The following is a 21,007-nucleotide window of genomic DNA, read 5'->3' on the forward strand; positions in this document are numbered from 1 at the left end:
GTCCCGCGGTCGGCCTGCTCAGCGGTGCTCCCACCGGGCGACGGCGTCGGAGAGGGCGTCCAGGCGGGCCAGGGTGTACCGGAGTTCGTCCTCGCCGAGCTCGGTCAGCAGCGCCTCGGCCATGCGGGTGCGCTCGGGGTCGGGTCCGCGCAGTGCCTCGTGTCCCTCCTTGGTGGGGGTGAGCAGGCGGGCCCGGCTGTGCGCGGGGTTGGGCAGGTACTCGGCGAGTTCGGTGTCCACGAGTGCGTCGGCGATGCGCTGGACGCTCTGGCGCCGTGTCCCCAGGTGGCGGGCGGTCTCGGAGACGGTCCGGGGCTGTTCGGCGACGGTCTCCAGGATCTGCCACCGTGCCGCGGTGAGCCCGGAGGTGCGGGCCATGCGGTCCTGGGCGGCCAGGAGCCTGCCGTGGAGCCGGGAGACGGCCAGGGAGGTCTCGCCGAGCAGCGACGCCTCCGGCCCGGGGGTCCAGCTCACGCTCACGCCCCCTCCAGAAGGGCGTAGTAGGCGTCGGGATCGTGCTCGGTGTACAGCCGGTACCAGGCGTCCAGGGCACGGGGCGGATACACGTCGAGCTCGGCAAAGATCGCCCGGGCGAACTCCAGGGTCGCGGTGGGGCCGGCGGTGATGAGCCCGTCGTCGACCACGGTGAGGGCGTCGCGGTAGCGGTGGGTGCCCTGGTAGCCGGTGGCCAGGAGGTACTCGGGGGCGGCACTGGTGTGGTCGCGGTGGTCCAGCAGTCCTTCCCGTGCCAGTCCGGCCGTGGCACCGCAGATCGCCGCGACAGGGACACCGGCGTCGAGGAAGATCCCCGCGGCCGACCCGAACGGGGACATGCGCTCGGGGTCCTGGTCCCACCAAGAGGAACCGGGCAGCAGCAGCATCGAGCTGCTGGAGGGTTTGAGCTGGTGGAGCGTGATGTCGGGCAGGAGCGTCAGCCCGCCCATCGTGGTCACGGGTGCGCCGCTCAGGCCCACGGTGACCACCTCGAAACGCCCCGGCCGGGGTTGCCACTCACCGTCGCGCAGGTGGGCCGTGGCGTGTCCGATCTGCCAGTCGGCGAGTTGGTCGTAGACGGCGAGGTGGACGGTTTCCCGGTATTCGTCATCCATGTCAGAAAGCTGTCATTGTGACAGTGTGCTGTCAATGCTCTCGAGGGAATTCGCCGCCACCGGGCTCGCTCGAGGTGCGGGTGCGCGCTCGCACCTCGAGCGGGCCCGGTGGGGGAGTGGGGGGCGGGGTCGGCGGCTCCCGGAGTACGCACTGATCTATCCGGTGGCGCCGAACTGGAGCAAGGGCATCTGGGCGATAAGGGTTGTCCGGAACCGGGGGCGTGGCGCTCGCGAGTGGCCCGGCGACCTTTCGGTGGGCGGCCCGGTTCGATGTAGTCGGCCGCGATTGGTCCGGACCGCAATCCGAGGTCATGGTCCTGGGGCCGTACGGACATGTCCATGGCTGATGTGACCAGGGTCACTCTTGCGGCTTTCAGGTTGTTCACCCACACACGTTCACAGAACCTCACAAATGGTATTACCATTCTCAAAGTTCGTCTCAAGGGCAGGTCATGCCCGCCACCCCTCGGGGTCGAGGCCGAGCTCCTCCCAGACCCAGCCACCCGGAAGGCTCCGCCGTGGAGAACTTCGCACCCGTCTACGGGACGGGACCCCTCCTTGGGATCGCCGCCGGCGCGATCGCTCTGCTGTTGTTCCTGATCATCCGCTTCAAGGTCCACGCGTTCATCGCGTTGGTCATGGTCAGCGTGATCACCGCGCTGGCGGCCGGCATCCCGGTCGACCAGGTGGTGCCCACCCTCCTCGACGGCTTCGGCGGGACCCTCGCCAACGTGGCCCTGCTCGTGGGCCTCGGCGTGATGATCGGCAGAATGCTCGAGCTCACCGGCGGTGCCGCCGTGCTGGCCGGAGCCCTCATCAAGTTGTTCGGTGAGAAACGGGCACCCCTCGCGCTGGGCGTGGCCTCACTGATCTTCGGCTTCCCGATCTTCTTCGACGTCGGCCTCATCGTGATGCTGCCGATCGTCTTCAGCGTCGCCCGCCGCGTCGGCGGCTCCCTTCTCATGTACGCCCTGCCCACCGCGGGCGCCTTCGCGGTCATGCACGCCTTCGTGCCCCCGCACCCCGGTCCGGTCACCGCCGCCGTCGAGATCGGTGCGGACATGGGCATGACCCTGCTCGTGGGAACGCTGCTGGCTGTCCCCACCTGGTACCTGGCCAGCTACCTCTTCGGCCTGTGGGCCGGCAAGCGCTGGGAACTCCCCGTCCCCGACGACATCATGGGCGACGGCGAGGTCAAGCACGAGAGCCCGCCGCGCCTGCTGACCGTGCTCAGCGTCCTGGTCCTGCCGATGCTGCTCATCTTCGGCAACACCGGTGTCAGTACCGCCGTGGAGACCGGATCCGTGTCCGGCGGGGCCCTGTGGGCCCAGCTCCTCATGATGCTCGGCGAGGCCCCCATCGCTCTGCTCATCACCGTCCTGTACGCGATGCTCGTGCTCAGCGCCGGCCGCTTCACCCGTCAGCGGGTGGAGGAGATCGTCGGCGGCGCGCTCGGCCCCGTCTGCGGCCTCATCCTCATCACCGGCGCCGGCGGCATGTTCGGCGGGGTCCTGCAGAGCAGCGGTATCGGTGAGGCACTCGCCGACACCCTCGACGACACGGGCATGCCGGTCATGCTCGCGGCCTTCGTCATCGCCCTGGCCCTGCGCGTGGCCCAGGGTTCGGCCACCGTCGCGATCACCACAGCCGCGGGCCTCATCGCCCCGGCCGTTCAGGTCGCCGACGGCCTCAGCAGCCTCGACCTGGCCCTGATCGTCATCGCCATCGCCTGCGGTGCCACCGCGCTCTCGCACGTCAACGACTCCGGGTTCTGGCTGGTCGGGCGTTTCCTGAAGATGGACGTCAAGACCACGCTCAAGACCTGGACCGTGATGGAGACCCTCATCGGCTTCATCGGTTTCGGCCTCGCCTTCGGCATCCATCTGGTCCTCTAGTGGACCGCGCTTCGAGTCGCGCAGCGACCTCAGCGCCCGTCGGGGGCGGCCTCCGGGCCGCCCTCGCGGCCGTCCTCCTGCAACGCCGAGACCACCTCGGTCACGATCGAACGCATCGCCGCCTCGGCCACGTCCGGCAACCCGTCACGGATCGCCCGGGCCACTGCCCTGTGCAGACGCAGCGCCTCCGGTCTGGGGTGGTGCGGCATGAGGTCGTAGGAGGTGCGTCCCACCAGGACCTCGGTGATGACCTGGGTCAGCCCCACGAGCATCTCGTTGTCCGACAGCTCCAGGATCCTGCGGTGGAAGGCCACGTCCAGGTCCAGGAACGTCTCCAGGTCGCCCGCCCGGCCGGTGTGCTCCATCCGGTCGGCCAGCACCACCAACTGCGCCCGCTCCTCCCGGCCTCCGCGCGTGGCCGCCAGGGCCGCTGCTCCGGGTTCGACGGCCTCGCGCAGCTCGTTGAGGGTGCGCAGCTGTTCCATGCGCCCGGTGCCCGCCAGGCGCCAGCGGATGAGCTGGGGGTCGAAGACACTCCAGTCCTGGCGGGGCCGTACGCGGATACCCGTCCTGGGACGGCTGACCACCAGACGCATCGACTCCAGGACCCGCACCGCTTCGCGGGCCACGGTCCGGGAGACCCCGAAGTCCTGCTCCAGTCCTTGGAGCGTGAACGTGTGGTCGGTCGTGTACTCGCCGGCCGCGATCGCGGGGCCGAGCACCGCCAGCACCCGATTGTGCAGCGTGCGGTGGTCAGTGCCCATCGTGCTCCCCGTGCTCGACAGCTCTTCGCCCCGGCCCGGTTCCCGCCGGGGACCAGCCTGAAGCCTAATCGCACTATTCGATAGCACCATTGGGGCGGGCCGCCTGGGACCGGCGCCCCCACCCGACACGGAGAAACCATGCACTTTGTCTTCATGGGTGTCGCAGGCAGCGGCAAGACCACCGTGGCCGAGCACGTGGCCGCGCGCCTGGAGCTGCCCTTCGCCGAGGCGGACACGTTCCACCCCGAGGCCAATATCCGCAAGATGTCCGACGGCACACCCCTCACCGACGAGGACCGTTGGCCCTGGCTGCGGGAACTGGCCTCGTGGATCGGCGGGCACGACACCCTCGGGAAGTCGTCGGTCATGGCGTGCTCGGCGCTCAAGCGCGAGTACCGGGAGTTGTTGAGAGAGGGCGCCCCCGGTGTGCACTTCCTCCACATGCACGGTCCTGCCGAGGTCATCTGGGGGCGACTCGAAGCGCGCTCCGACCACTTCATGCCTCCTGCGCTGCTGAGGTCACAGTTGGAGACACTGGAGCGCCTGCAGCCGGACGAGGCCGGCCGCGAGTTCGACGTGTGCACCGACCTGGCCACCCTCCACGGAGGGACCCTCGCCTATGTCCGGGACCACATCCGGCCGGTGGTTCCCTGAGGGCGCGAGTTCGGTCCCGCTTGCGCCCGGACCGTAGGAGCGCGACCCTGTTCGTCATGCAAGATACCGTTTCGTCCCCCACGTCGGTCGCACCGAGGCCCTTCAGTGTCGTGCCGCCCCCGGCCCGGAGCCTGACCGCGGGCCGACGCCTGGGAGCGCAGCCACCGCAGGACGTGCGGCAGACCTGTGCCCTCATGTTCGTGGCGGCGCCCGTGCTGGCCCTGGCGGCCGTGCGGGCCGGGCTGCTCCTCCACCAGGGTGCCCCGTCCATGGTGGTCGTGGACCTGTGGCTGCTGCTGGTGGCCGGGTCCCTGGCCGCCGTGGCCACGGCCGGACCGGCCCTGCCGGTGCTCCGGGCCGTCTACACGCTGTGGCGCTGCGCCCAGGCGGGCGCGGTGCTCGCGCTGGGGGCGTCGGTGGGCACGCTCTACATGGCCGCCCAGCTCGCCGACACGCTGTTGCTCGGTGCGGGCGTGGCCGGTGCGCTGCTGTCGATCATGGTCAACATCGCTCTGTGGAGCACCGGTGTCATCGCCTGGTGCGACGTCGAGGACCCCCCGCGGCCGTACGGCGAGGCCTGATCTCCTCCTCGTCCCTTTCCGCTCCGCCCCGTGCGGGCCGGGCCGGGTTCCGGCATCCTTCCCACCGCCGATCGGTGCGGAGTGTGTCGGGCCCGGTTTTTTCTGTGTCGTGTGGGTGGTTCTTCTGAGAACCGAGGGAAGAGAAGAGCAATTTTTGGGCAGGCATCCTGTTCGTGTCACGAACCTCATGTATGGGCGATATTCATGGGATGATTCTATCGTGGGTGGATGATTTCCGATCACCGCCTGCGATGCCCCGACTTCACCGGGAAAGTGGTGCGGTCGGTTCCGGGCTCCAATTGGACACCTGTACGGAAAAACCGTTCTATGGATCACGGCACAGGTATGAAACGGTTGTATTAATCCCGAGCCGTCTATCTTCCCACGTGGCCGATGTCCGGTTTAAGGTCCTGCCATCGTCAACGGGCTCACCCCCACCGCCCCACATCGAGGTGGACAATGTTCACGAAGCCTTCCCGAAAACCCCTCGGCCTCTTGGCCGCGGCGGCCTCCCTCGCCCTGGTTGCGAGCGCCTGCGCCGAGAGCGACCGCGACGCCTCGGGCATGGACGAGGACGAACCCTTCATTTTCGCGGGTGCGGGCGAGATCACCTCGCTCGATCCCTTCCTCACCAACGACGGAGAGACCTTCCGTTACGCCCGGCAGGTCATCGAACCCCTTCTCGACCACGAATCCGGCGGGACCGAGATCGTCGGTGGCCTGGCCGAGGACTGGGAACAGTCCGAGGACGGGACGGAATGGACCTTCCACCTGCGGGAAGACGCTGTTTTCCACGACGGTGACGAGGTCGATGCCGAAGCCGTGTGTGCCAACTACGATCGTTGGCACAACCTCACCGGCGAGTTCCAGAACGCCAACAACTCCTACTACTGGCAGGCGATCTTCGGCGGTTTCGCCGAGAACGAGAGCGACTCGCTGCCCGAATCGCGGTACGTCGGCTGCGAGGCCGTCGACGAGACCACCGCCGTCATCGAGGTCACCGAGTACTCCTCCGTGCTGCCCGGCGGGTTCAGCCTCGCCGCGTTCGGCATCCTCAGCCCCAGCACACTGGAGACCATCGAGGGCGAGGAGATCACCGGCGGCGACGGCGACTTCACGCTGCCCGACTACACCCGTGACGCCTCCGTGATCGCGGGCACGGGCCCCTTCAGCGTCGAGGACTGGGACCAGGACCAGAACTCGGTCACCATGGAACGCTTCGACGACTACCACGGTGAACCCGCCGGGTTCCAGACCATGATCCTGCGGGCCATCCCAGACGAGAACGCGCGCCTGCAGGCCCTGGAGGCCGGGGACATCCACGGATACGACCTCGTCGCCCCTGCCGACGTCGGCCAGCTGGAGGACAGCGGCTTCCAGGTACCCACCCGTGACGTGTTCAACGTGCTCTACCTCGCCTACCAGCAGGAGAGCCACGAGGCACTCGACGACATCGAGGTCCGCGAGGCCCTCTCCCACGCCGTGAACCGCCAGCGCATCGTCGACACGATCCTGCCCGAGGGCAGCGAGGTGGCCACCCAGTTCCACCCCGACACCCTCGACGGCTGGTCCGAGGACGTGCGCACCTTCGACCACGACCCCGACAAGGCCCGCGAGATGCTCGCGGACGCCGGGCACGAGGACCTCGAACTCGAGTTCTGCTACCCGGCCGAGGTCACCCGCCCCTACATGCCCGCCCCCCGCGACATCTTCGACGTGATCGTCGACGACCTGCAGGAGGCCGGCGTCAGCGTCCAGGAGACCTCCTACGAATGGACCGAGTACACCTCCCAGACCGAGAGCGGGAACTGCTCCCTCTACCTGCTCGGCTGGACCGGTGACTACAACGACGCCTACAACTTCATCGGCACCTGGTTCTCCTCCCACAACGACGCGTGGGGCATGGACAACCAGGACCTGTTCGACCGGATGAGCGAGGTCAGCGGCAATCCCGACGAGGCCGAGCGCGTCGCCGGATACCAGGACCTCAACGAGCAGGTCATGGAGGAGCTGCCCGGGCTGCCCCTCTCCAGCTCCCCGCCCTCCATCGCCTTCGCCCCGGAGGTCGATCCGCCCAACGTCAGTCCCCTGACGCAGGAGATCTTCGCCGAGGCCTCCTGGAAGTAGACCGCACACCTCTCCGAACGGGCCGCGCCCCTGACGGAGCAGCGGTTCCAGGGTCCGGCCGGCCACACCACGGNCGTCGTCGCCGCGCCCCCAGGGAGAACCCATCACCGTCGACGCGCGAGGACGACCGCGGCCCGCCCGCGCCCTCGCACCGCTCACACCACTGGCGAAAGGCGGCGCACGTGCTGCGATTCATCGTCAGACGACTCCTGCAGCTGATTCCCACCCTCCTCGGGCTCTCGGTCCTGCTGTTCGTCTGGCTGCAACGGCTTCCGGGCGGTCCGGAGAACGCCCTCCTGCCCGACAACGCGCCCCCCGAACAACGGGAGGCGCTGCGGGAGTCACTGGGACTGGACGAACCCTTCACCGTCCAGTACTTCTCGTTCCTCGGGCGAATCCTCCAAGGCGACCTGGGCGCCTCCATCCACACCGGACGCCCCGTGCTGGAGGAGTTCCTCACCCGTTTTCCGGCCACCTTCGAACTCGCCGTCACCGCGATCGCCATCGCCGTCGCGCTCGGCCTGCCCCTGGGCTACCTCGCCGCACGCAGGCGGGGAGGCGCCCTGGATTTCGCGGCCGTGGGCGGATCGCTCCTGGGCATCTGCACCCCGGTCTTCTTCCTGGCCTTCCTCCTCAAGGTGGTCTTCGCCGAACAGCTCGGTCTGTTCCCGTCCGCCTTCCGGCTCTCCCCCGCCGTCAACCGCACCGACATCACCGGGTTCTTCGTCCTCGACGGCCTCATGACCCGTGAATGGGACGTGGTCTGGGACGCCCTCCTGCATCTGGCCCTGCCGGGACTCGCGCTGGCCTCCATCCCCCTCGCCGTCATCACCCGGATGACACGCGCCAGCGTCCTGGAGGTGATGAGCGAGGACTACGTGCGCACTGCCAACGCGAAGGGCCTGCACCGAACCACCGTGCGCACCCGCCACGTGCTGCGCAACGCCCTCCTGCCCGTCGTCACCGCCGTCGGGCTCCTGTCCGGCGCTCTGTTCGCCGGCGCCGTGCTCACCGAGAGCGTCTTCGCCTTCCCCGGGATCGGATCGTTCATCTACGAGGCCACCCACGGGCGCGACTATCCGGTCCTGACCGGGTTCATCCTGCTCATCGCGGCCATGTACGTGGTGATCAACCTCCTGGTCGACGTCTCCTACAGCCTCCTCGACCCGAGAGTGCGGGCCCAGTGATGCCTACTACACCGAGTTCACCGAACCAGTCCGGAACCCCCGACGGGAACGGGGCCACCGCGACCGAGGACGAACGGGTCCCCCTGCACCGACGCAAGGCCGCCAAGGCCGACCGCCTCGCCGAACTCATGGGGACACGCGTCGACGAGGGCCAGGCCTCCGGGATCTGGATCGACGCCTTCCGCCGCATGCGCACCAACCCCATGGCCATCACCGGCGCGGTCATCGTCGTCGTCTTCGTGATCGTGGCACTGTTCTCGCCGCTCCTCGCGCCCTACAGCCCCACCTCACAGGCCTGGGGCAGCGAGGTCTTCCCCAACCGCAACGAGTTCGTCGGCCCCCGCGCCGAGAACTGGCTCGGCCTGGACCACCTGGGCCGCGACCTCTACTCCCGGTTCATCATCGGGGCACGACAGACCCTCATGGTCGGCGTCGTCGCCACCCTCGTCGGGTTCGCCTTCGGGGCCCTGTTGGGCGGGCTCGCCGGTTCCTGCGCCGTACTCGGCGGCCGCTGGGGAAGCCGCGTCGACAACGTCGTCATGCGGGTCATCGACATGATGCTGGCACTGCCCACCCTGCTGCTGGCCGTCACCGTCGCCGCCCTCGTCGGGCCCAGCCTCACCACGGTCATGCTCGCCGTCGGTATCGCGCAGATCCCCATCTTCGCCCGGCTGCTGCGCGGAGCCATGCTCGCCCAGGGCAACCGCGAGTACGTGCTCGCCGCCCGCTCCCTGGGCGTGCGCAAGCGCAAGATCGCGCTCACCCACATCCTCCCCAACTCCATGGGGCCGGTGATCGTGCAGTCCACCCTGACCCTGGCCACCGCCATCATCGACGCCGCCGCCCTGTCCTACCTGGGACTGGGCAACCCCGACGCGTCCTCACCCGAGTGGGGGACCATGCTCGCCGAGGCGCAGCGCTTCCTGTCCACCGCGCCCGCCCTCGCCGTCTATCCCGCTCTGGGCATCATCATCACCGCGCTCGGCTTCACCCTGCTCGGTGAGTCCCTGCGCGAGGCGCTCGACCCGAAGCTGAGGAAGTGACCATGAGTTCCAACACGCCGCTGCTCGCGGTGGAGGAGTTGTCCGTCGCCTTCGGCGGGCGCGGATCCACCCCCGTGCGAGCCGTGGACGGGGTGTCCTTCTCCCTGGAGGAAGGCAAGGTCACCGGCCTGGTCGGAGAGTCCGGGTGCGGCAAGAGCGTCACCTCCCTCGCCCTGATGGGCCTGCTGCCCGACCACGGGGTCGAGGTCGGCGGCCGTGCCGTCATGCAACTGCCCAAGGGCCCCGAGGACCTGCTCGCCCTGCCCCAACGACGCATGCGCGACCTGCGCGGGTCGCAGTTGGCGATGATCTTCCAGGACCCGCTGAGCTCCCTCAACCCCGTGGTGCCGATCGGCCGCCAGGTCACCGAGATCCTCGCACGCCACCGGGGCATGCGCGGGCAGGTCGCCCGCAAGGAGGCCGCCGACCTGCTCCACCGCGTCGGCATCCCCGATCCCACCCGCCGCCTGCGCGAATACCCCCACCAGCTCTCCGGAGGCATGCGCCAACGCGCCCTCATCGCCATGGCCGTCGCCTGCCGCCCCAAGCTGATGATCGCCGACGAACCCACCACCGCCCTGGACGTGACCATCCAGGCGCAGATCCTCGAACTGCTGCGCGACCTCGTCACCGAAGAAGGGACCGCGCTGCTGATGATCACCCACGACCTCGGCGTCGTCGCCGGCTTGTGCGACGACATCAACGTGCTCTACGCCGGGCGCGCCGTCGAACGCGCACCCCGGGCACCCCTGTTCGCCGAACCCACCCACCCCTACACCGTCGGCCTGCTCGGCTCGATCCCGCGCCTGGACGCCCCCCGCGGTGAACCACTCACCCCCGTGCGCGGATCGGTCAACGACAACATCGACTGGACCGACGGGTGCGCCTTCGCGCCCCGCTGCGACCACTACACGATGGAGTGCCTCCAGGGCCCGCCGCCCCTGGTCGAACGCGGCGACCGAGACCACGTGCACCGCTGCGTCAACCCGGTCGACCACGCCGGGGCGGCCGACCGCACGACGTTGGAGAGCCCCGCAGCCGTGGGTGAGGAGGAGGACCGATGAGTCTGTTGGAGATCAAGGACCTCAAGGTCCATTTCCCCATCGAACGGGGCATTCTCGTGGACCGGGTCGTCGGCCACGTGCGCGCCGTCGACGGTGTGAGCCTGAGCATCGAACGCGGCCAGACCTACGGCCTCGTCGGCGAGTCCGGCTGTGGCAAGACCACCCTCGGGCGTTCCGTGCTTCGCCTCAACCCCGTCACGGAGGGCGAGGTGTGGTTCGGCGGGCGCGATCTGGCCGGGCTCGACGCCGAGACCATGCGCCGCGAACGCAAGAACCTGCAGATGGTCTTCCAGGATCCCCTCGGCAGCCTCAACCCGCGCCAGAACATCGGTTCCATCCTCATGGAGGGGTTGCAGACCCACGGAATCGGCGACGGGGACGACCGCCGCCAGGTGCAGCAGGACCGCCACAACAGGGTCGTGGCCGCCCTCGAACGCGTCGGCCTCTCCGCCCGGGCCCTCAAGCGCTACCCGCACGAATTCTCCGGCGGCCAGCGCCAACGCATCGGTATCGCCCGCGCCCTGGTGCTGCGCCCCGACCTCATCATCTGTGACGAACCCGTCTCCGCCCTGGACGTGTCGATCCAGGCGCAGGTGCTCAACCTGCTGGAGGAACTCCAGGAGGAACTCGACCTCACCTACCTGGTGATCGCGCACGACCTCGCGGTGGTGCGCCACGTCAGCGACGTCGTCGGTGTCATGTACCTGGGTGCGCTCGTGGAGGAGGCCTCCAGCGACGACATCTACTCCACCCCGTTGCACCCCTACACCCGCACCCTCATGTCCGCGGTGCCCGTGCCGGACCCGTCGGTGGAGGAGACCCGCGAGCGCATCCTCCTCGCGGGCGACCTGCCCTCACCCGCGGACCCTCCGACCGGGTGCCGCTTCCACACCCGCTGCCCGTGGCGGCAGGAGGAGCGCTGCGACACCGAGCGTCCCGAGCTGCGGCCGCTGCGCGACGCCGACTCCGGTAGCACGCACCGGGTGGCCTGCCACTACGCCGAGGAGATCCTCTCCGGGCAGATCCGCCCCAACGAGGACCACGCCGAGCGCATCGTCCCCGGCGGGTAGACCGCGCGGGCGGCCACGTCCGAGTCCCCCAGTGGCCGCCCGCGCCCTGCCCTCGAGCTCGGCTGGGGGAAGGCCCCTCACCAACGGAGCGGGGAAGGAAACCACGGGGGTGCACTCCAGGGGCCAGACACGAACGATAACCACCTGGTACGGCTGCCGTACTAGGAAGAGTGGGGTTTGCCGCGCCCTCCAAGGGTCAGGGGACGATGCCGACCAGTTCGTCCATCGTTCCCTCCTCACCCTCTCGCTCGCCGCTGATGACCAGGGCACCGGGTGCGAGGGTCGGGGAACGGGGAGCCGGAGGGCGTGCTGTCGTGCCCCCTGCCTTCGTCGACCACGAGGTGCCAGTGAAACCACCCTCGGAGTGGTTCCCCCGAGGCTGACTCAGGGATCGACGCGCAGCTCGTGGTGGTCCCCCTGGAGCGCCTCGACGAGTGCCCGCACGGCGGGCGGGTACGTGCCGGATCGGGTCACCAACGCGAAGGTCGTCCCGGGGAGCCCGGGCAGACCGTGGTCGCGATGGACCAACCCGTCCGGAATGAGCGAGCGGGCGAACGGCATGACTCCGAGTCCGGCCAGGGCCGCCGCGCGGAGCCCGCTGAGGCTCCCGGACGTGCAGGCCACGCGGTACGCGCGTCCGGCGGAGACCAGCGCGTCCAGTGCGGCGTCGCGGGTCAGGCTCGGTCGGGGATAGAGCACCAGCGGAACCGGTTCGTGTGCGTCGACCTCGACGTCGGGGGCCGATACCCATACCAGGGGGTCGTGGAACAACGTCCGGGGCCGGAACGCGTCCACGCCCGTGGTGGCGTTCAGCCGCATCGCGAGCACGGCGTCGAGTTCTCCGGCCCTCAGACGGCGGTGCAGCATCACGCTGAGTTCGACCGTGAATTCGAGGTCGATGCGCGGGTGGAGTGCGCGGAAGCGGCGCAGGAAGTCGGGCAGCCGGGTCAGCGCGAAGTCTTCGGAGACACCGAACCGCACGCGCCCGCGTGGTTCGGACGCACCGGCGACGCCGATCGCCTCGTCGTTCAGAACAAGCATGCGTTGGGCGTACCCCAGGAAGGCCTCACCGCCTGCGGTCAGGCGCACGGTGTGGGTGTCGCGTTCCAGCAGGGCCCGGCCGACCCTGGATTCCAGGCGCTGTACGTGTTGACTCACCGCGGACTGGCTGAGGCCCAATTGTCGCGCCGCTCCGGAGAAACTGAGTTGGCCGGCCACCGTGACGAAGGTGCGCACCTGGACCAGGTCGAGCTCGTTCCGCATGGTCATCACGTTATGTGAATACAGACAGTACGGTATGCCTGTTTCCGAATGGGCAAGCGGACGGCAGAGTGGACTGATGCTTTCCCGTCTGCGTCTCTTCCTGGACCCGTTCCTGCTCATGTTGCTGTTGCTGCCCGTGCTGGCGACGGTGCTACCGGCCCGTGGGATGGCGGCGGAGGCCCTGGACCACTCCACCATCGTGGCGATCTGCCTGCTGTTCTTCCTCCACGGGGCCAAACTCTCGCCCACCGAGACTCGACGGGGCTTCTCCCGGTTGCGGTTCCAACTACTCGTGCTGGGCTGCACGTTCGTGCTCTTTCCGATGTTCGGGCTGGCGATCGTCGCGCTGCCGTCGTCGGTGCTGAGCCCGGTGATGGCGACGGGGTTCCTGTTCCTGTGCATCCTGCCCTCGACCGTGCAGTCCTCGATCGCGTTCACCTCGATCGCGCGAGGCAACGTGGCCCTGGCCGTGAGTTCGGCTTCCATCTCCAACGTGCTGGGGGTCGTGTTCACCCCGCTGCTCGCTGCGCTCCTGTTGGGATCGGCCGTGGAGATCACCCCGGAGTCGCTGCTCGGGATCTTCGGGCAGCTGGTGGTGCCCTTCGTCGTCGGGCAGGTGCTGCACCGGTGGGTCGGGCCGTGGTTGAAGGAACACCACCGGATCGTGTCGGTCGTCGACCAGGGGTCGGTCCTGCTCGTGGTGTACACGGCATTCAGCGTCGGTGTGACGCAGGGGCTCTGGGAGGTCGTCCCGCCCACGCAGCTGCTCATGGTCGTTCTGGTCTCGTGCGTACTCCTGGCGGTGGTCCTCACCCTGTTCACCGGCCTGGGCCGACTGTTGCGGATGGAACGGGCCGACCGGGTCGTCCTGATGTTCTGCGGGTCGAAGAAGAGCCAGGTGAGCGGGCTCCCCATGGCCATCCTGCTGTTTCCGGCAGAACAGGTGGGGATGTACGTGCTCCCGTTGATGGTCTTCCACCTGATCCAGCTGCTGGTGTGCGCAGTGATCGCCCGCCGGGCCGCCCCCAGCGTTCCCGAAGCGGACGCGGAGTCACCGGCCGTCCTACCGGATGGTCGGTGATCCGAGACGGCGGTCCCGGGCGGGATCGGGTCCCGGACGCACGGCCGGGGCGGCCGGTCGCATGACCGTTGTCATGGAAACGGCCATGACAACGGTGACTGGTGCGCGAGGGCAGCTGCGGCGGAAACTGAGCGCATGACATCGGACGACCTCCCCCAGGACCAGGCCTCGGAACCCGCGCCCAAGCGCCCGAAACGTCCGAAGCGCCCCCGGATCCCCCGCGCCGCGCGGGCGCCCGGGCGTGTGTGGCTCGCGGCACTGGGTGCCGGCGTGGCCGCCGCGCTCCTGGCCCTGCTCCTGTTCCCGCACGAGTCCATGCCGCCTGCGGAGTTCGAGGGCGACGGCGAGCTCGTCGGCGACCTCGAGGCCTCCGTCGACCCCGACCTCGTCCAGGGCATGGCCGTCGCCCGCTTCCCCGCCGACGACACCGGCGCGGTCGAGTGGGCCTTCGCAGGCACCACCGATGGCGAGGCCCCGGTCGAGGAGGACACCCCGTTCGAGACGGCGTCGGTGTTCAAGACCTTCACGGCGATGACGCTCGCCGACATGGTGGAGAACGGCGAGACCTCCCTCGACCGCACCCTGGGCGAGGTCTTCTCCGACGTCGATTTCACCGATGACGCGATCGCCGACGCGACCCTGGAACAGGTCGCCAACCACCACTCCGGGCTCAGCCAGGGCGCGGCGGGCGCCCCGGACGCGCTCGTGCGCAGCCTCACCTTCGGCGACGCCTACCGCAATGCCCTCCCGCCGATGGACTACCTGCCGGACGCGGTCGCGGTGAACCAGGACAGCTACATGTACTCGAACGTGGGCTACACGGTCCTGGCCGAGGCCCTCGCGCAGGAGAGCGCAACCCCCTACGAGGAGCTCGTGCGCGAGCGTGTCCTCGACCCCGTCGGCATGGACGACACCGTGATCTCCGAGGGCATCCCCGAGGGCGGAGCTCCCCCGTACGTGGAACCCGGGGCCCGGTCCGAGGAGTGGCACAACACCGACTACGCCGCCGCCGGCGTCACCACGTGGAGCACCACCGCCGACCTCACCCGGTTCATGACCGCCGTCGCCGAGGGCACCGCCCCGGGCATGGGCGCCCTGGAGGTCCAACGCGAGGACGTGGACGCGGACGGCCTGTCCGAGGACGCCGAGGAGGCCGAGGGCGTCGGCGGCAGCCTCGACATGGGCCTGGGCTGGCACGTCCTCGACGTCCCCGACGCCGGTGAGGTGAGCTGGCACAGCGGCGGAACCTACGGGACCCGCACCATGGTCGCGCTCGGTGAGGACGAGGTGGTCGTCATCATGGCCAACTCGTTCATGGTCGAGGCGCCGGCGCTCGCGTTCGAGCTGCTCTCCGACGACCCGGAGCCGCTCCCGGCGCTCATGCCCCCGGCTTTCCTGATCACCCAGACCGTGCTCATGGCGCTGCTGCCGGCCCTGTTGCTGCTCACGTTCGTGGCCCGCCGCCGCACGCTCATCACCCAGCGCCCGCTGGACCGGCTCCGTCTGGTCTCCTTCCTCTCGGGTGCGGTGGCGTGGCTGCTGGCCGCGGTCAAGTTCGGCAGCTGGGCCCTCACCCCGCACGCGGTCGCGGCCGGCGCGGCCGGCGCGATCGCAGCCGCGGTCACGGTGGGGGTGTGGCATTGGAAGCGGGTTCCGGTGGAGGCGGCCCGGTGGCGGTGGCTGCACATCACCGTGTTCGTACTGTCGCTGCTGTTCTCGCTCGTTCTGGCCGGGGCGTCGGTGTTCGGACTGGCCATCATCGCCTGAGCCCTGTGACTCGGGTACGGGGAGTACGGGGAGGACGGCCCCGCGCTCCCCGTACCCGCCTCAACCTCGTTCGCGCGAGTACCAGAGCGCGAGCTGGGTGCGGTCGCGCAGGTCGAGCTTGCGCAGCGCGTTGGTGACGTGGTTGCGCACGGTGCCCTCGGTGACGAAGAGGCGTCCGGCGATCTCCCGGTTGGCGGCACCCTCGCTGATGAGCTGCGCGACCTCGGTCTCGCGTTCCGACAGCGGTCCCGCTGACGGCGAGGGCGGGTTCGCAACCGGCGCCGGGGCGGTATCCAGAGCCCCGACGAGCCGGTCCGCGACCGCTCCTGTCAGGACCCGTTCGCCCCGTGCGGCCCGGCGCAGCACGATGGCGACCTCGTCCGGTTCGGTGTCCTTGAGCAGGTAACCGCGCGCCCCCGCACGCAGCCCCTCGAACAGGTACTCGTCCTCCTGGAAGGTCGTCAGGATCACCGTCGCCACCGCGGGGTGGTCCTCGCCCAGCCGTCGGATCAGGGTGATCCCGTCCATGACCGGCATCCGTACGTCGACCAGCGCCACGTGCGGTCTTTCCTCCTCGGCGAGCCCGGCGAGCAGGGCGAGCGCCTCCTCGCCGTGGCCGGCCTCGCCCATGACCTCGATCCCGTCCTCAGCGGCCAGGAGTCGGGCCAGGCCGCGGCGCATGAGGGACTGGTCGTCGACCACCAGGACACGGACGGGCGGTGTACTCACGAGACGCTCTCCAGGCTCGGGTCGACTTCACGGGGCACGCGGGCGGTGAGCACGTACCCGTTCTCGGGACGGTTGCGGCAGTTCAGGGAGCCGCCCAGAGCGACCAGGCGCTCCTGCAGGGCCGTGAGCCCGAACCCGGAACCGGCGGCCGTCTCATCCGCACCGCCCCCGTCGTCGGCGATCTCCACGGCCACGGCATCGTCGGTGACCTGCAAGGTCACGTCGATGTGTCCGGCGCCGGAGTGGCGGAGCGCATTGGTGAGGCCCTCCTGCGTGGCGCGGTAGACGGCCAGTTCGGCCTCGCCGTCCATGCTCTCGGGCCAGGCCCCCTCCAGCCGGAACCGGGTCCGGGCTCCGGTGTCGGCGAAGGACTCGACCAGTGTGCCGATGGCCTCAGCCCCGGTCCGGCCCTCCAGGTCGAGGGGTTTGAGGGCGCGCACCCACCGGCGGGTCTCCTCGAGCGCCTGTTTGGCCAACTGCCGGGCCTCGCCGATGTCCTCGCGTACCTGGTCGGGCACGGGGCCGCCGCGTTCGGCGTTGGCCAGACACACGTTGATCGCGGTGAGGTGGTGGCCGGTGCTGTCGTGCATCTCGCGGGCCATGCGGGAACGTTCCTCGGCCACGGCGAGCTCACGGGTGCGGGCGGTGTAGTGGCGGAGCTTGCGGTGGGTGTCCTCCAAGTCGCGATGGGCGCGTTCCAGGCCGGTGAGGAGCTCGCGGGTGTGCTGGGCCCGGCGGCCCGCGGCCACGAGCCCGGCGACGACGAAGCAGATGATGAGCCCGGAGACGGCCACCGCAGCGCTGTTGGAGGCCGACATCATGGCCGTGAACTCGGTGACGGAGTACTGGACCGCGAAGTTGACCACACCGAACAGGCCGGACGACAGCACACCTCCCCGCAGCCCGAACGCGCTCGTGGCCTGAGCGACGACCGTGGCCAGGAGGAAGTAGTGGCCGAATTCGATGACGGAGAAGACCGCCAGCGACGCGAGCGTGAAGCCCGCCGTGGCCGCCGTCTCGCGCGCCGAGGGCTGCCTGTGCCAGGGAAGCAGGGGCCACAGGAGCACGGTCGGTACCAGGCAGGCCAACGCCGCGAGGTAAACGAACGGGATGTCCTCGAAAATGGCGGGGACGAACTGCCCCTCCAGGTGGGAGAAGAAGCCCCGCAGCAGCACGATGAGCCCGAGGGTGGTCCAGAACAGGATCCGCGCGGCCGGGGGAGCCGTCCTGCCGCGGGGATCCCAACGGGCGGGATCGAGCAGGGGACGCGATCGACGTGTCACAGGTGTACCGGTCACGGGGCTACCAGCGCAGACGGGGGAGACGGTGTGCACGGCTCAGCTTATGCTGTCGGCCGTGCACGTCGCCGAGCCGCCTTTCACGTGCGCGGGCACGTGAGCGGAACATGACGGCCGTCATGGGCGGAGGACCCGTGTCATGGGCCACCGCCCCCACGAACGTGGGATGGCTCGCCACCGGCACGGTTTCCTAGGCTTGACCCCGCACAACCGGATCAGAGCGACGGAAGAGGCGAACGCATGAAGCCACCGGGTCTCCCATGGGCCACTACGGCCGTGGCCGCCGGGGAGGAGGCGATCCAGGGCGGTTCCCTGGTGTGGCTGACATTCGTGATCGCCGCGTCGGCCGTGGCGTTGTTGGCGTGCGGGGTGCTCAGCGCCCGGCGCACACTCCACCCGAACCCGCTCGCCGGAATCCGTACCGCCTTCACCATGGACAGCGCACGCAACTGGTACGCGGTGCACGACCGTGCGGCCCCGGTCTTCACCGGAAGCGGGCTGTTCTTCGCGCTCTCGATCGTGCCGCTGTTCCTGTTCGACAGCCTCTGGCCGCAGGTCTGGACACAGCTGGGGTTGTTGGGTGCGGGAACCGCCGTGCTGGTCGTCGGCACCATACGGGCCCAGCGGGCGGCGAAACAGGCCCTGGCGGAGGAGGACGCGCGCGAGGACGCCCTCGCCGAGGACCCGCACGAGGGGGAGGAACGGGAGCGGTGACCGCCGGCTACCGGGGATCGAGGGGACTGGTCAGCAGCAGACCGGCGCCGGTCGCGAGCCCCGCGCCGATGCCGTCCAGGGAGAGGTCCTGGAGCTCGTCGCTGTCCTTGACGATGGCTGTGCCGGTGAAGTGGTAGCGGGCCGGCCTGCCGCCCAGGCGCTTCCACGTGGCGCTCTCGATCTGGAGCGCGCCCTCCAGCTTGTGGTCCAGCCAGTCGTCGAACTCCGACTCGGGCAGAGGGACCCGTTTGCCGCGCGACCGCGGCTTCTCGTCGGTGGGCTCCACCTGCTTCTGTCCGGTGGGCGCGGTGATCAGTTCCCAGCGGATGGTCTCGCCTTCCCCGTACCGGGGCATCGGCAGGTAGGTGACCGAGAGCGCGCCGGGGATCTTGCCCCAGGCCGGGGCGGTGTCGGAGCTGATCACGAGGATGGTCGGGGACAGGCGTGCCCACAGCGCCCGGGCGTCGGAATCGGGGTCGGGGTCGACCGCCTTACGCACGGCCCGCCCCATCACCGCCCACTGCTCCATTCCGGTGGTGCGCTCGGGGTCGAGGCTGATGCGGCTCAGGTACAAGGTGATCCGATCCGGTTCGTTCCCGCCGGGGCGGGGCGTGTGTACGGGCACGGACGCGGAAGGCCCGCGCCGTGGTGACGACTTCACCGTATGAGCAGAGGACCCCTGGTCGGGCCGGTGAAGGTCGCGGTCGGGCCGACGGTCAGGGACTGTTCACCGCGACGCGCAGGCCGAAGACGACCAGCACGCTGCCCATGATCCGGTCCATCCAGCGGCGCACCGTCGGGCGCGCGAAGAAGTGCTTCGCGGCGTCCAGGACCAGCACGTACCCGCCCAGCCAGAGCGCCGTGAGCACCAAGTGCGCCGCGACCAGCAACGCCATGCCCCACTGCGTCGGCAGCGCGGACGGGGCCAGCGTGGGGAGCAGGGTGATGTAGAAGACCGCGATCTTGGGGTTGAGGGCGTCGGTGACAAAACCGATCACCCACGGGTTTCCACCCCGGGCCGGGGGTGCCTCGACGTCCTCGCCGACCGTGCGGCGGCTGTCGCGGAGGGCGCGGATCCCCAGGTACACGAGGTAGGCCGCGCCCGCATAGGTCACCACGGTGAAGGCCGTGGGAGAGGCCGCCAGGAGTGCGGACAGGCCGGCCGCCGTCAACAGACCCCACATGAACAGGCCGACGATGATGCCTGCCGCCGTACGCAAGCCGTGACCGCGGCCGCCGGAGACGACCTTCCGGGTCACCACGGCCATGTCCGGGCCGGGTGCCACGGTGATCACCACGAGCATGCCGGCCGCGACGAGAAGTTCCCCAACCATGGAATCCATGCTTCCACCCGCGGGAGGGTCCCCGCCCCGTGTGTTTCACCACCCCGGGGCCGGTCACACCACGCGCCGGGTGCCCGCCGTCACCAGGTGGCCCGGGCCGTCCGCACCGATCTCGGCCTTGTCATCGAAGCGCGCCCGCACACCGCTCCGGAACGTGGGCAGGTTCCGGAGCAGGCCGAGCAGACGGGGGTGGGCGGCTGCGGGTGTGCGGGGGTGGGGGCGTGGGGTTTCTTGTGGTGCCGGGGATCGTGGTTCGTCGGGGTCGGGATTTTAGCCCGGCCGGGTCTACGCGCAACCCGCTTCGGCGCCACCCACACTCCTGCCCCTGGGTGGGGATGGTGGCGGCGTCGTGCGTGGTCGGTGTGGGGCGCCTCGGGGTGTGCGCTCCGACCCTTGACGCCGGGCTTCCCGACCCTCATCGACGAACCCCTCCACCCCCGGCGCCCGGTTGCCAAAGAAATGGTGGACGCGCACTTCCCACACCCCCTGTGGTGGCCACATTGCGACCACCGCTTGCGGCGTGGGCATGGTGGCTCGCTCCTGCGTAAGGCACAAGCCCGGCCCCGGCACTCCCGGTGACGGCATTGAGGCCAGGGCAAGCCGGCGTGCGCGCGGTTCGGCCCCCCTCTCATTTTATCGCGGGAAAGCAGGCCGGTGGAGTTATCCACAAGCCCATTTTCAGGGAATATCTTCGGGGAGCTGCGAAGCGGTTTCGTAGATCAAAGTAAGGGTCTTATACCCTTGGGGATAGTGCCGTTTCCAGAGATGCTTCTTTTAGAATGGAAGCATGACGGACCACACCGCAGCACCCGGCGCAGGAGCGGCCCCCGACGCGGCCGTTGCCGCGCTGGGTGCTGCGGCCGATGAGGTCATCGCCTCTTTCGGTGGTGAGATTCCGTTCGGTGCGGCTGCTGGGGTGTTGGAGCGTATCGAGGCGGTGCACGCCAAGATCGACGAGCTGAGGGTCGCGATGCTCGCCCCGATCGCGCGGATGGAAGCCTCGGGTGAATTGCTCGAAGAGGGCGGCCAGAAAAACGCGGGTACCTACCTGACTCACGCGTGGGGCATCCACTCCGATGAGGCCAAACGGCTGGCCCTGTTGGCCACCGGCCTGCACACCGGGTCCCTGCCCGACACGGCCCAGGCATTGGCCGAGGGGGTGTTGACGCTGGGCGAGGCCGCAGCCATCGCCTCCGGCGCCGAGCGCGAGGTGAAAAAGCGCGATCAGAAGGCCCGCCCGGACGCGGAGCGCTACCGGTCCATGATCGAGACCGGGCTGGTGGGGGCCAAACGTGAGCGGGAGGCGATGTCGGTGCAG

The 21,007-nt window shown here is 69.5% G+C and carries 19 protein-coding genes and 1 pseudogene; 12 read left to right on the forward strand and 8 right to left on the reverse strand.

The genetic code is table 11. From position 1 onward, the window contains the following. Nucleotides 1–18 precede the first annotated feature (18 nt). Together D473_RS0107225 and D473_RS0107230 are read right to left on the reverse strand one after the other, a co-directional pair. Nucleotides 19–480 carry a MarR family winged helix-turn-helix transcriptional regulator gene (locus tag D473_RS0107225; protein WP_017608411.1) on the reverse strand — a complete coding sequence of 154 codons (462 nt, stop codon included), beginning with the start codon at nucleotides 478–480 and terminating at the stop codon, nucleotides 19–21. Continuing rightward, nucleotides 477–1,109 (reverse strand): DJ-1/PfpI family protein, encoded by a 633-nt coding sequence (locus tag D473_RS0107230; RefSeq protein ID WP_017608412.1) that lies wholly within the window; start codon nucleotides 1,107–1,109, stop codon nucleotides 477–479. Before D473_RS0107230 ends, D473_RS0107225 begins: the two co-directional genes overlap by 4 nt. 518 nt (nucleotides 1,110–1,627) lie before the next feature. Between D473_RS0107230 and D473_RS0107235 the strand changes: the two genes are divergently transcribed. Beyond that, nucleotides 1,628–3,004 (forward strand): GntP family permease, encoded by a 1,377-nt coding sequence (locus tag D473_RS0107235; protein WP_017608413.1) that lies wholly within the window; start codon nucleotides 1,628–1,630, stop codon nucleotides 3,002–3,004. 29 nt (nucleotides 3,005–3,033) lie between these two features. On the opposite strand, the gene D473_RS0107240 is transcribed toward D473_RS0107235, so the two are convergent. After that, nucleotides 3,034–3,768 carry a FadR/GntR family transcriptional regulator gene (locus D473_RS0107240; RefSeq protein WP_017608414.1) on the reverse strand — a complete coding sequence of 245 codons (735 nt, stop codon included), beginning with the start codon at nucleotides 3,766–3,768 and terminating at the stop codon, nucleotides 3,034–3,036. Nucleotides 3,769–3,906: 138 nt separating this feature from the next. Here D473_RS0107240 and D473_RS0107245 point away from each other — a divergent pair, with 138 nt between their 5' ends. The 7 genes from D473_RS0107245 to D473_RS0107275 all read left to right on the forward strand — a co-directional run bounded on the left by D473_RS0107245 (nucleotide 3,907) and on the right by D473_RS0107275 (nucleotide 11,494). Continuing rightward, nucleotides 3,907–4,422 carry a gluconokinase gene (locus tag D473_RS0107245; RefSeq protein ID WP_017608415.1) on the forward strand — a complete coding sequence of 172 codons (516 nt, stop codon included), beginning with the start codon at nucleotides 3,907–3,909 and terminating at the stop codon, nucleotides 4,420–4,422. 56 nt (nucleotides 4,423–4,478) lie between these two features. Continuing rightward, entirely contained in the window at nucleotides 4,479–5,003 is a 525-nt protein-coding gene (locus D473_RS24340; RefSeq protein WP_026126692.1) for a hypothetical protein, read from the forward strand. Nucleotides 5,004–5,462: 459 nt separating this feature from the next. Next, complete coding sequence (locus D473_RS0107255) at nucleotides 5,463–7,130, forward strand: ABC transporter substrate-binding protein (protein WP_026126693.1); 1,668 nt, start codon at nucleotides 5,463–5,465, stop codon at nucleotides 7,128–7,130. Nucleotides 7,131–7,312: 182 nt separating this feature from the next. Then, the gene (locus D473_RS0107260) at nucleotides 7,313–8,317 is read left to right on the forward strand and encodes an ABC transporter permease (protein WP_017608418.1); all 1,005 of its coding nucleotides are present in this window, start codon (nucleotides 7,313–7,315) and stop codon (nucleotides 8,315–8,317) included. Continuing rightward, entirely contained in the window at nucleotides 8,317–9,360 is a 1,044-nt protein-coding gene (locus D473_RS0107265) for an ABC transporter permease (RefSeq protein ID WP_017608419.1), read from the forward strand. Before D473_RS0107260 ends, D473_RS0107265 begins: the two co-directional genes overlap by 1 nt. Before the next feature lie 2 nt (nucleotides 9,361–9,362). Then, a complete protein-coding gene (locus tag D473_RS0107270) occupies nucleotides 9,363–10,424 on the forward strand; it encodes an ABC transporter ATP-binding protein (protein WP_026126694.1) in 1,062 nt (353 codons plus the stop codon). Next, the gene (locus D473_RS0107275) at nucleotides 10,421–11,494 is read left to right on the forward strand and encodes an ABC transporter ATP-binding protein (protein WP_017608421.1); all 1,074 of its coding nucleotides are present in this window, start codon (nucleotides 10,421–10,423) and stop codon (nucleotides 11,492–11,494) included. The genes D473_RS0107270 and D473_RS0107275 overlap by 4 nt, the downstream gene beginning before the upstream one ends. A 384-nt stretch (nucleotides 11,495–11,878) precedes the next feature. On the opposite strand, the gene D473_RS0107280 is transcribed toward D473_RS0107275, so the two are convergent. Further along, a complete protein-coding gene (locus tag D473_RS0107280) occupies nucleotides 11,879–12,763 on the reverse strand; it encodes a LysR substrate-binding domain-containing protein (protein ID WP_017608422.1) in 885 nt (294 codons plus the stop codon). A 70-nt stretch (nucleotides 12,764–12,833) separates the two neighbouring features. On the opposite strand from D473_RS0107280, the gene D473_RS0107285 reads away from it, so the two are divergent. Both D473_RS0107285 and D473_RS0107290 read left to right on the forward strand, forming a co-directional pair. Continuing rightward, nucleotides 12,834–13,838: a bile acid:sodium symporter family protein gene (locus D473_RS0107285; RefSeq protein ID WP_017608423.1), complete on the forward strand. Its 1,005-nt coding sequence runs from the start codon at nucleotides 12,834–12,836 to the stop codon at nucleotides 13,836–13,838. A 135-nt stretch (nucleotides 13,839–13,973) separates the two neighbouring features. After that, nucleotides 13,974–15,605 carry a serine hydrolase domain-containing protein gene (locus D473_RS0107290; protein WP_017608424.1) on the forward strand — a complete coding sequence of 544 codons (1,632 nt, stop codon included), beginning with the start codon at nucleotides 13,974–13,976 and terminating at the stop codon, nucleotides 15,603–15,605. A 60-nt stretch (nucleotides 15,606–15,665) separates the two neighbouring features. Here D473_RS0107290 and D473_RS0107295 read toward each other — a convergent pair whose 3' ends face one another. Then, on the reverse strand, nucleotides 15,666–16,334 hold the full coding sequence (locus tag D473_RS0107295; RefSeq protein ID WP_017608425.1) for a response regulator: 669 nt from the start codon (nucleotides 16,332–16,334) through the stop codon (nucleotides 15,666–15,668). Then, nucleotides 16,331–17,632 carry a sensor histidine kinase gene (locus D473_RS0107300; RefSeq protein ID WP_241474722.1) on the reverse strand — a complete coding sequence of 434 codons (1,302 nt, stop codon included), beginning with the start codon at nucleotides 17,630–17,632 and terminating at the stop codon, nucleotides 16,331–16,333. Before D473_RS0107300 ends, D473_RS0107295 begins: the two co-directional genes overlap by 4 nt. 240 nt (nucleotides 17,633–17,872) lie before the next feature. Between D473_RS0107300 and D473_RS0107305 the strand changes: the two genes are divergently transcribed. Beyond that, nucleotides 17,873–18,346, forward strand: a complete 474-nt coding sequence (locus tag D473_RS0107305; protein ID WP_241474723.1) for an SdpI family protein — start codon at nucleotides 17,873–17,875, stop codon at nucleotides 18,344–18,346. 7 nt (nucleotides 18,347–18,353) lie between these two features. Here the strand turns inward: D473_RS0107305 and D473_RS0107310 are convergent, their stop codons facing one another. Further along, on the reverse strand, nucleotides 18,354–18,920 hold the full coding sequence (locus D473_RS0107310; protein WP_026126696.1) for a type I-E CRISPR-associated protein Cas6/Cse3/CasE: 567 nt from the start codon (nucleotides 18,918–18,920) through the stop codon (nucleotides 18,354–18,356). 142 nt (nucleotides 18,921–19,062) lie between these two features. Continuing rightward, nucleotides 19,063–19,680 carry a LysE family translocator gene (locus tag D473_RS0107315; protein ID WP_026126697.1) on the reverse strand — a complete coding sequence of 206 codons (618 nt, stop codon included), beginning with the start codon at nucleotides 19,678–19,680 and terminating at the stop codon, nucleotides 19,063–19,065. Between the two features lie 796 nt (nucleotides 19,681–20,476). On the opposite strand from D473_RS0107315, the pseudogene D473_RS0107325 reads away from it, so the two are divergent. After that, nucleotides 20,477–21,007: pseudogene (locus D473_RS0107325) on the forward strand (DUF222 domain-containing protein); the annotation flags it as partial.

Source organism: Nocardiopsis xinjiangensis YIM 90004, assembly GCF_000341145.1.
GTDB classification, from domain to species: Bacteria; Actinomycetota; Actinomycetes; order Streptosporangiales; family Streptosporangiaceae; genus Nocardiopsis; species Nocardiopsis xinjiangensis.

Coding starts and splice junctions, on each gene's coding strand:
- D473_RS0107230 (WP_017608412.1), bottom strand. CDS start 1,109: ATGGATGACGAATACCGGGAAACCGTCCACCTCGCCGTCTACGACCAA.
- D473_RS0107240 (WP_017608414.1), bottom strand. CDS start 3,768: ATGGGCACTGACCACCGCACGCTGCACAATCGGGTGCTGGCGGTGCTC.
- D473_RS0107245 (WP_017608415.1), top strand. CDS start 3,907: ATGCACTTTGTCTTCATGGGTGTCGCAGGCAGCGGCAAGACCACCGTG.
- D473_RS24340 (WP_026126692.1), top strand. CDS start 4,479: ATGCAAGATACCGTTTCGTCCCCCACGTCGGTCGCACCGAGGCCCTTC.
- D473_RS0107255 (WP_026126693.1), top strand. CDS start 5,463: ATGTTCACGAAGCCTTCCCGAAAACCCCTCGGCCTCTTGGCCGCGGCG.
- D473_RS0107265 (WP_017608419.1), top strand. CDS start 8,317: ATGCCTACTACACCGAGTTCACCGAACCAGTCCGGAACCCCCGACGGG.
- D473_RS0107270 (WP_026126694.1), top strand. CDS start 9,363: ATGAGTTCCAACACGCCGCTGCTCGCGGTGGAGGAGTTGTCCGTCGCC.
- D473_RS0107275 (WP_017608421.1), top strand. CDS start 10,421: ATGAGTCTGTTGGAGATCAAGGACCTCAAGGTCCATTTCCCCATCGAA.
- D473_RS0107280 (WP_017608422.1), bottom strand. CDS start 12,763: ATGACCATGCGGAACGAGCTCGACCTGGTCCAGGTGCGCACCTTCGTC.
- D473_RS0107285 (WP_017608423.1), top strand. CDS start 12,834: ATGCTTTCCCGTCTGCGTCTCTTCCTGGACCCGTTCCTGCTCATGTTG.
- D473_RS0107290 (WP_017608424.1), top strand. CDS start 13,974: ATGACATCGGACGACCTCCCCCAGGACCAGGCCTCGGAACCCGCGCCC.
- D473_RS0107305 (WP_241474723.1), top strand. CDS start 17,873: ATGAAGCCACCGGGTCTCCCATGGGCCACTACGGCCGTGGCCGCCGGG.
- D473_RS0107315 (WP_026126697.1), bottom strand. CDS start 19,680: ATGGTTGGGGAACTTCTCGTCGCGGCCGGCATGCTCGTGGTGATCACC.